Raw genomic sequence first — 1,468 nt, 5'->3', positions numbered from 1 at the left:
TACATTTTCGGCGCAGGGCCACTCGACCAGTGAGCTATTACGCACTCTTTAAATGGTGGCTGCTTCTAAGCCAACATCCTGGTTGTCTATGCAATCCCACATCCTTCTCCACTTAGTCTGGACTTGGGGACCTTAGCTGTCGGTCTGGGCTGTTTCCCTCTCGACTACGGATCTTAGCACTCGCAGTCTGACTCCCAAGGTAAATTTACGGTATTCGGAGTTTGATAAGGTTCGGTAACCTGGTAGGGCCCCTAGCCTAATCAGTGCTCTACCCCCGTAAATCATCCCTTGAGGCTAGCCCTAAAGCTATTTCGGGGAGAACCAGCTATCTCCGCGTTCGATTGGCATTTCACCCCTACCCACACCTCATCCGCCGACTTTTCAACGTCGGTCGGTTCGGGCCTCCACCAAGTCTTACCTTAGCTTCACCCTGGACATGGGTAGATCACGCGGTTTCGGGTCTACAGCAACGAACTATTCGCCCTTTTAAGACTCGGTTTCCCTACGGCTTCGCGCCTTAAGCGCTTAACCTCGCTCGCTACCGTAACTCGCCGGTTCATTCTACAAAAGGCACGCCGTCACGCTAATATTGCGCTCCGACTGCTTGTAAGCATACGGTTTCAGGTTCTATTTCACTCCCCTCCCGGGGTGCTTTTCACCTTTCCCTCACGGTACTAGTTCACTATCGGTCGCCAGGTAGTATTTAGCCTTAGGAGGTGGTCCTCCCTGATTCCCACGGGGTTTCACGTGTCCCGTGGTACTTGGGATACTCTCCAATCCATTCGCCTTTTCATCTACAGGGGTGTTACCTTCTGTGCCCGGCCTTTCCAGACCTCTTCGATTAAGGCTCATTTCTCTTTTGAGAGTCCCGCAACCCCAGTACACCGAAGCATACTGGTTTGGGCTTCTCCGCGTTCGCTCGCCGCTACTTACGGAATCACTGTTGTTTTCTTTTCCTCCGGGTACTTAGATGTTTCAGTTCCCCGGGTTGCCTCCTCTATGCCTATGTATTCAGCATAGGGTGACGGGATATTACTCCCGCCGGGTTGCCCCATTCGGATATCTACGGTTCAACGCCTGCTTGCGGCTTACCGTAGCTTTTCGCAGCTTTCTACGTCCTTCGTCGGCTCCTGGCGCCTAGGCATCCGCCGTACGCTCTTAATAACTTGACCTCAGGTAGTAGTTAGTCGGATTTACAATAAGTTTCGCCTGGCGGCGTCACCCACTCCGCTGCCATCCTCAACGTACTTTGAGTACGCCTCCGGTGCCAGCGGCCTGGCTTCCTTGCCATGCTCGCTTCTTGAAAATCCTTACCTTTGCTTCCTTCTCTCCGTGAATCTCTCCACTTCGAAAAGGCGCGCTCGGTTTCTCTTACTACTTTTTTTCTCTGTAAAGTTTTCAAAGAACACGGTCTGTTTCAAACTTCGTCTAGCTGCGTCAGATGGCTTTTCGACTCCTCAGCGTACAT

1 rRNA gene is annotated in these 1,468 nt (G+C 52.2%); it reads right to left on the bottom strand.

The features are described from left to right. A 23S ribosomal RNA gene (locus Ga0451573_RS18870) occupies positions 1–1,172 on the bottom strand; the annotation flags it as partial. Between the last annotated feature and the right edge of the window lie 296 nt (positions 1,173–1,468).

Origin of the sequence: Phosphitispora fastidiosa (assembly GCF_019008365.1) — a bacterium.
GTDB lineage: Bacteria > Bacillota > Thermincolia > Thermincolales > UBA2595 > Phosphitispora > Phosphitispora fastidiosa.
This window is presented reverse-complemented; position numbering and strand designations above follow the sequence as displayed.